Here is a 7,284-nt window from a genome sequence, read left to right as displayed (position 1 = left end):
AACCACTTGCGCTTCCGATCTCTCGTTAGCGGGAGGCGAATTCTACAGCGTTACTCGCTGTTGTCAACACCTCTTTTACACCGCTTTCGACCGAGAAGATCGAACCGTTGAAAGCGCCAAACATCACTGCGATTCCAACTCCTTCCAGGCTTCGATGATCTGAAGCAAGCCGCTGTCGAAAACCGCGTAACTCTTTGAATCTCAAGGAGTTTTCCGTTTCGACTGCGCCGGAAGTGGGGCGAATTATAGACTTCCAGAATCTGCCGTCAACCGTTAATTTCGCTTTTCTTTCAATAACTTGCAGATTGGCTAAAAAACAGACAATTCGCCGTCGAATATGAGGAAAAACCAGCGCCTTCTATATAGAAGGAGATCTTAGAGCACCCCAGCGCCCTTAAGCTCAGCCACCGCACCCGCACTGAGACCCAGCACCCGCTGCAAAACTTCCAACGTGTGCTCGCCTAATAAAGGAGGAGCATGACGATACTTGACAGGCGTCTCTGACAGCCGAATCGGGCTGGCCACTTGAGGCACCAATCCGGCGAGCGCGTGCGGCAGCTCGATAGCCAGACCGCGTGCCTTCACCTGCGCGTCTTCAAATACCTGCGACAAATCATTGATCGGCCCACAGGGCACACCCGCTTGCTCCAACCGGGCTACCCACTCGGCCGTGGTCTTGAAGACCGTGGCCTGGCGGATCAATGGAATCAACACTGCGCGGTTCGCCACTCGCAGCTTGTTCGTCGCGAAGCGCGGATCATCCGCCCACTGCGGCTGCCCCGCCACTTCGGCAAACTTGCGGAACTGCCCGTCGTTACCCACAGTGAGGATGAAGTCGCCATCAGCCGTAGGAAAGTCCTGATAAGGCACGATGTTCGGATGCGCATTACCCAGACGCTTTGGCGCATTGCCTGTGGTCAGGTAGTTCATGGCCTGGTTGGCCAGACAGGCGACCTGCACATCGAGCAATGCCATATCGATATGCTGACCACCGCCACCATGGTCCCGATGGGCCAACGCCGCCAGAATCGCCACCGTCGAATACAGCCCGGTCAGGATATCCGTCAATGCCACCCCAACCTTAACCGGACCAGCCCCTTCATCGCCATCGGGCCGGCCGGTCAAGCTCATCAAGCCGCCCAGCCCCTGAATCATGAAGTCATAGCCGGCACGCTTTGCATACGGTCCGGTCTGGCCGAAGCCGGTGATGGAACAATAGATAAGATTCGGGTTGATCGCTTTCAGCGACTCATAGTCCAGCCCGTACGCCGCCAGACCGCCGACCTTGAAGTTCTCGATAAGAATGTCCGACTTCGCCGCGAGGTCCCGCACCAGTTTCTGCCCTTCGGCACGTGTGAAATCGATGGTCACCGATTGCTTGTTGCGGTTCGCCGAAAGGTAATACGCCGCCTCGGACGTATTCTCGCCATACGCATCTTTAAGGAAGGGCGGCCCCCAGGCACGCGTGTCATCACCATTGCCGGGGCGCTCGACCTTGATCACCTCGGCGCCAAGGTCAGCGAGGATCTGCCCGGCCCACGGCCCGGCCAGCACTCGCGATAAATCCAGTACCCGCAGATGCGACAGCGCGCCCATGGTCCGCTCTCCTATTAATAGAACGCCTGCAGACCGGTTTGCGCCCGCCCGAGGATCAAGGCATGAACGTCGTGAGTACCTTCATAGGTGTTCACCACCTCAAGGTTGACCAAGTGACGGGCCACGCCGAACTCGTCAGAGATGCCGTTGCCACCGAGCATGTCGCGAGCCATACGGGCGATGTCCAGCGACTTGCCGCACGAGTTGCGCTTCATGATTGAAGTGATTTCGACCGCAGCGGTGCCTTCATCCTTCATGCGCCCCAGACGCAGGCAGCCCTGCAGGGCCAGCGTGATCTCAGTTTGCATGTCGGCCAGCTTCTTCTGGACCAATTGCGTAGCGGCCAAAGGACGACCGAACTGCTGGCGATCCAGGGTGTACTGGCGCGCGGTGTGCCAGCAGAATTCGGCAGCGCCCAATGCGCCCCAGGAAATGCCATAGCGCGCAGAGTTAAGGCAGGTGAACGGCCCTTTCAGGCCACGCACTTCGGGGAAAATGTTCTCTTCCGGCACGAACACGTTGTCCATCACAATTTCACCGGTGATCGACGCCCGCAGGCCGACCTTGCCATGAATCGCCGGCGCGCTCAGGCCTTTCCAGCCTTTCTCCAGGACGAAGCCGCGGATGTCGCCGGCATCGTCTTTGGCCCAGACCACGAAGACATCGGCGATCGGACTGTTGGTGATCCACATCTTTGCGCCAGTCAGGCTGTAGCCGCCGTCGACTTTACGTGCGCGGCTAATCATGGCGCCAGGATCGGAACCGTGATTCGGCTCGGTCAGGCCGAAGCAGCCGATCCATTCGCCGGAGGCCAGTTTCGGCAGGTACTTCTGCTTCTGCGCTTCGGTACCGAATTCGTTGATCGGCACCATCACCAGCGAAGACTGCACGCTCATCATCGAGCGGTAGCCGGAGTCGACGCGCTCTACTTCACGAGCGATCAAGCCGTAGCTGACGTAATTCAAGCCGCTGCCGCCGTACTGCTCTGGGATAGTCGCGCCCAACAGGCCGACTTCACCCATTTCACGGAAGATTGCCGGGTCGGTTTTCTCATGTCGGAAAGCTTCGAGGACACGCGGTGCCAGGCTCTGTTGAGCGAACTGCTCGGCGGTGTCGCGGATCATGCGCTCTTCTTCAGTGAGCTGTTGATCCAGCAGCAGGGGATCGATCCAGTTGAAACTCGCTTTACCGCCCATGGGTGTGTCCTCGCAAATCGGGTGAATTAACGTGGCATTGATCCTAGGCGCGGTTCTCGTTGGCGGCAAACGAGGATTTCGCATGCTGTTGTGTGATTTTCTCACTTCGAAACGGCGTAAACTGCCGTTTGCCCGACGTATCAGTGAGATTAACGTACATGCGCAGGAAGATCCCCAGCACTGCCGCCCTGATCAGCTTCGAAGCCGCCGCACGCCACGAGAGCTTTACCAGGGCCGCCGAAGAACTTTCGCTGACTCAGGGCGCGATATGCCGACAGATCGCCAGCCTCGAGGAGTTTCTCGGAGTGGAACTGTTCCGGCGTTCGCGGCGCGGCGTAAAGCTGACCGAAGCAGGCCTTTCCTACAGTCGTCGTGTGGCGACTCAGCTTGATGCCGTCGAGCGCGACACCCTTTCAGTGATGGGCCAGCAAGGCACCAACGTGATCGAATTGGCCGTAGTGCCTACCTTCGGCACGCAATGGCTACTGCCACGGCTCAAGGATTTCCAGCTCAAGCACCCGGAAGTCACCGTTAACCTGACCAACCGCACCCGGCCCTTCCTGTTTGCCGATACCGAATTCGACGCTGCGATCTACTTCGGCGACGCCGATTGGTCCGGTACCGAGTCCCACCGGTTGATGGGCGAAAATCCGATGCCGGTGTGCAGCCCCGCCCTGCTTCAAAACCAAGAGCAACTGACAGCTCAAGCCATCGCAGAATTGCCACTGTTGCAACAGACCACTCGCCCGTATGCCTGGCGTCAGTGGTTCAATTCACAACAATTGAACATCCCCCGAGACATGACAGGCCCGCGCTACGAGCTATTCTCCATGCTCGCCCAAGCCGCGATGCACGACATGGGGATTGCGTTGATTCCCCCCTTCCTGATTCAGCGCGAGCTGGCCGAGAAGCGCTTGGTGATTGCCAACCCCCAAGCACTTACGAGCATCAAGGCCTATTACTTGATGATTCCCGAGCGAAAGGTCGAATCGGCGTCGCTCAAGGCATTTCGCGACTGGTTGGTGAATCAGGCACATAGCTACAGCCTAGAGGAATAAGGGCATACAGCACTTCCTAACTGCGTAGTCAGGAAACCGAAAGCACTACAGATATAACTATTTGTCGCAATTTCGGTGACTGTATCCGAAAGTCGTACAGACGTCCCAGAAGCGCCTAAGTACGTGGCTTTGAGCCTCCATTGGCGACGCATTACTGCCTATTCACGCCACCGATGAGAAATTTTTCCATCTTCAGCCAGAATCCTTACAGGGCACGGTCTGCAAGGGATTCAACTGGCCATCTGCGACATTCGGTCACGGCATGACTTGTAGTTAATTTTCCGTCACCCGTCATAATCCCTTGAAGGGCATAAAGTTCGCCTGCAAAATGCCGCGCCCCGCCCTGATTTGGCGGGATCGTGCTGATCGGCCGCCCCAGTCGCACCATCCGCAGTGCCTGGGTTTACTCAATAAGATCACGCAGGAGATTTGACGTGCACATTGGTGTTCCTCTCGAAACCCAGACCGGTGAAACGCGGGTTGCTGCGACCCCGGAAACCATTAAAAAGCTGATCAGCCAAGGTCATAAGGTCACTGTGCAAACCGGTGCAGGCGTCAAGGCCAGCATCGTCGACAGTGCCTATGAAGCGGCAGGCGCAACCATTGGCAGTGCCAACGATGCGTTTGGCGCCGAGCTGATTCTCAAGGTGGTTGCCCCAAGCGATGCCGAACTGACGCTGATCAAGCGCGGAACGGTGCTGGTGGGCATGCTCAATCCGTTCAACAACGAAACCCTCGCGAAAATGGCCGAGTGCGGTATTACCGCGTTTGCCCTCGAAGCGGCACCACGCACTTCGCGGGCGCAGAGCCTCGATGTGTTGTCATCGCAGGCGAACATTGCTGGCTACAAAGCGGTGTTGCTGGCCGCGCACTACTATCCGCGTTTCATGCCGATGCTGATGACTGCCGCGGGCACGGTTAAAGCGGCGCGGGTGCTGATTCTCGGCGCGGGCGTGGCCGGGTTGCAGGCGATTGCCACGGCAAAACGTCTGGGTGCAGTGATTGAAGCGTCTGACGTGCGTCCAGCGGTGAAAGAGCAGATCGAGTCCCTCGGCGCGAAGTTCGTCGACGTGCCTTACGAGACCGATGAAGAGCGCGAGTGCGCCGTCGGTGTCGGCGGTTATGCGCGGCCGATGCCAGCGAGCTGGATGCAGCGCCAGGCCCAGGCCGTTCACGAACGCGCGAAACAGGCTGACATTGTCATCACCACCGCATTGATCCCGGGCCGCAAGGCTCCAACGCTGTTGAGCGCAGACACCGTGGCGCAGATGAAGCCGGGTTCGGTGGTTATCGACCTCGCTGCCGCTCAGGGTGGCAACTGCCCGCTGACTGTGGCCGACCAGGTTGTCGTGGAAAACGGCGTGACCATCGTCGGTCCGACCAACCTCGCTGGTGAAGTCGCCGCCGACGCCTCGGCACTGTACGCACGCAACCTGCTGGACTTCCTCAAGCTGGTGTTCACCAACGAAGGCCAGTTCGACGTCAACCTCGAAGACGACATCGTCGCCGCGTGCCTGATGTGCCGCGACGGCCAAGTCATCCGCAAAAACGCCTAAGCAGGGATTCAGACGATGGAAGAGCTTATCTCCCCCGGTATCTACAACCTGATCATCTTCGTGCTGGCGATTTATGTCGGTTATCACGTGGTCTGGAACGTTACACCTGCGCTGCACACACCGTTGATGGCAGTCACTAACGCCATCTCGGCAATCGTGATCGTCGGCGCCATGCTTGCGGCCGCATTGACCGTGACCCCGCTGGGCAAAACCATGGGCACGCTCGCCGTGGCACTGGCGGCGGTCAACGTCTTCGGTGGTTTCCTGGTCACCCGCCGCATGCTCGAGATGTTCAAGAAGAAAGCCCCGAAAGTAAAAGAAGAGGCGCCGAAGTAAATGAGCATGAATCTCGTCACGACGCTCTACCTGATCGCGTCGATCTGCTTTATCCAGGCCCTTAAAGGCTTGTCGCACCCGACCACCTCGCGGCGCGGCAACCTGTTCGGCATGCTCGGCATGGCGTTGGCCATTATCACCACGGTTGGCCTCATCTATAAGCTGGGCGCAGAGCTTGCGACTGCCGGCATTGGCTATGTCATCGTCGGCCTGCTGGTCGGCGGCACCGCCGGTTCGATCATGGCCAAGCGCGTTGAAATGACCAAGATGCCGGAACTGGTCGCCTTCATGCACAGCATGATCGGTCTGGCGGCGGTCTTCATTGCCATTGCCGCTGTGGTTGAGCCGCAGTCGCTGGGCATCGTCAAGCAATTGGGCGACGCGATCCCGGCGGGCAACCGTCTGGAGCTGTTCCTCGGGGCGGCCATCGGTGCGATCACCTTCTCCGGTTCGGTGATTGCGTTCGGCAAGTTGTCGGGCAAGTACAAGTTTCGCCTGTTCCAAGGGGCACCGGTACAGTTTTCCGGTCAGCACAAGCTGAACGCGGTGCTGGGCCTGGCTACGCTGGCGCTCGGCCTGACCTTCATGTTCACCGGCAACCTCACCGCATTCGCGCTGATGCTGGCGTTGGCGTTCGTGATGGGTGTGCTGATCATCATCCCGATCGGCGGCGCCGACATGCCGGTCGTCGTGTCGATGCTCAACAGCTATTCGGGCTGGGCGGCAGCGGGTATCGGCTTCTCGCTGAACAACTCGATGTTGATCATTGCAGGCTCCTTGGTGGGTTCGAGCGGTGCGATCCTCTCGTACATCATGTGCAAGGCGATGAATCGTTCCTTCTTTAATGTGCTGCTGGGTGGTTTCGGCAACACCGCCGATGCCGGTCCGACCGGCGCGAAAGAAGCACGCCCGGTGAAATCCGGTTCGGCTGACGACGCGACCTTCCTGCTGACCAACGCCGACACCGTGATTATCGTGCCGGGATACGGCCTGGCAGTGGCTCGGGCACAACATGCCCTGAAGGAACTGACCGAGAAGCTGACCCACCGCGGCGTGACCGTGAAGTACGCGATCCACCCAGTGGCAGGTCGGATGCCCGGGCACATGAACGTATTGCTCGCCGAGGCCGAAGTGCCTTACGACCAAGTGTTCGAGATGGAGGATATCAACTCCGAATTCGGCCAGGCCGACGTGGTGTTGGTGCTCGGTGCGAACGACGTGGTCAACCCGGCCGCGAAGAACGATCCGAAGTCGCCGATTGCCGGCATGCCGATCCTTGAAGCGTTCAAGGCCAAGACCATCATCGTCAACAAGCGTTCGATGGCCAGCGGTTATGCCGGCCTGGACAACGAACTGTTCTACCTCGACAAGACCATGATGGTCTTCGGCGACGCGAAGAAAGTCATCGAAGACATGGTTAAAGCCGTCGAGTAATCCCCCGCAGCGATAACGAACGCCCCGACTTGTCGGGGCGTTTTAGTTTGCGCAAAACGCTGGACAATTTGCCGCGTTGTTGCCGATCCGGTAACGGTGTTTTACTTG

6 protein-coding genes are annotated in these 7,284 nt (G+C 58.6%); 4 read left to right on the top strand and 2 right to left on the bottom strand.

Annotation, left to right across the window (positions count from 1 at the left end):
• Nucleotides 1-375: 375 nt before the first annotated feature.
• Both HU755_RS05535 and HU755_RS05530 read right to left on the bottom strand, forming a co-directional pair.
• The gene (locus HU755_RS05535) at nucleotides 376-1,596 is read right to left on the bottom strand and encodes a CaiB/BaiF CoA-transferase family protein (RefSeq protein ID WP_186630858.1); all 1,221 of its coding nucleotides are present in this window, start codon (nucleotides 1,594-1,596) and stop codon (nucleotides 376-378) included.
• A gap of 14 nt (nucleotides 1,597-1,610) precedes the next feature.
• Nucleotides 1,611-2,792, bottom strand: a complete 1,182-nt coding sequence (locus HU755_RS05530) for an acyl-CoA dehydrogenase (RefSeq protein ID WP_186630857.1) — start codon at nucleotides 2,790-2,792, stop codon at nucleotides 1,611-1,613.
• Nucleotides 2,793-2,950: 158 nt separating this feature from the next.
• Here HU755_RS05530 and HU755_RS05525 point away from each other — a divergent pair, with 158 nt between their 5' ends.
• The 4 genes from HU755_RS05525 (at nucleotide 2,951) to HU755_RS05510 (ending at nucleotide 7,176) form a co-directional block, all read left to right on the top strand.
• Nucleotides 2,951-3,850, top strand: a complete 900-nt coding sequence (locus HU755_RS05525) for a LysR family transcriptional regulator (RefSeq protein WP_186630856.1) — start codon at nucleotides 2,951-2,953, stop codon at nucleotides 3,848-3,850.
• A gap of 434 nt (nucleotides 3,851-4,284) precedes the next feature.
• Nucleotides 4,285-5,406 carry a Re/Si-specific NAD(P)(+) transhydrogenase subunit alpha gene (locus HU755_RS05520; RefSeq protein WP_186630855.1) on the top strand — a complete coding sequence of 374 codons (1,122 nt, stop codon included), beginning with the start codon at nucleotides 4,285-4,287 and terminating at the stop codon, nucleotides 5,404-5,406.
• A gap of 15 nt (nucleotides 5,407-5,421) precedes the next feature.
• Nucleotides 5,422-5,742, top strand: coding sequence for an NAD(P) transhydrogenase subunit alpha (locus HU755_RS05515; protein ID WP_003187417.1), 321 nt, complete (start codon nucleotides 5,422-5,424; stop codon nucleotides 5,740-5,742).
• The gene (locus tag HU755_RS05510; protein ID WP_186630854.1) at nucleotides 5,743-7,176 is read left to right on the top strand and encodes an NAD(P)(+) transhydrogenase (Re/Si-specific) subunit beta; all 1,434 of its coding nucleotides are present in this window, start codon (nucleotides 5,743-5,745) and stop codon (nucleotides 7,174-7,176) included.
• Nucleotides 7,177-7,284 lie beyond the last annotated feature (108 nt).

Origin of the sequence: Pseudomonas sp. SWRI111, from assembly GCF_014268555.1 — a bacterium.
Taxonomy (GTDB): Bacteria; Pseudomonadota; Gammaproteobacteria; order Pseudomonadales; family Pseudomonadaceae; genus Aquipseudomonas; species Aquipseudomonas hamedanensis.
Note: the sequence above shows the minus strand (reverse complement) of the source record. Positions and strands in the feature narration are given on the sequence as shown.

What these genes read in the sequence shown, in the direction of transcription:
- HU755_RS05535 (WP_186630858.1), bottom strand. Translation starts at nt 1,596, where the DNA reads ATGGGCGCGCTGTCGCATCTGCGGGTACTGGATTTATCGCGAGTGCTG.
- HU755_RS05530 (WP_186630857.1), bottom strand. Translation starts at nt 2,792, where the DNA reads ATGGGCGGTAAAGCGAGTTTCAACTGGATCGATCCCCTGCTGCTGGAT.
- HU755_RS05525 (WP_186630856.1), top strand. Translation starts at nt 2,951, where the DNA reads ATGCGCAGGAAGATCCCCAGCACTGCCGCCCTGATCAGCTTCGAAGCC.
- HU755_RS05515 (WP_003187417.1), top strand. Translation starts at nt 5,422, where the DNA reads ATGGAAGAGCTTATCTCCCCCGGTATCTACAACCTGATCATCTTCGTG.
- HU755_RS05510 (WP_186630854.1), top strand. Translation starts at nt 5,743, where the DNA reads ATGAGCATGAATCTCGTCACGACGCTCTACCTGATCGCGTCGATCTGC.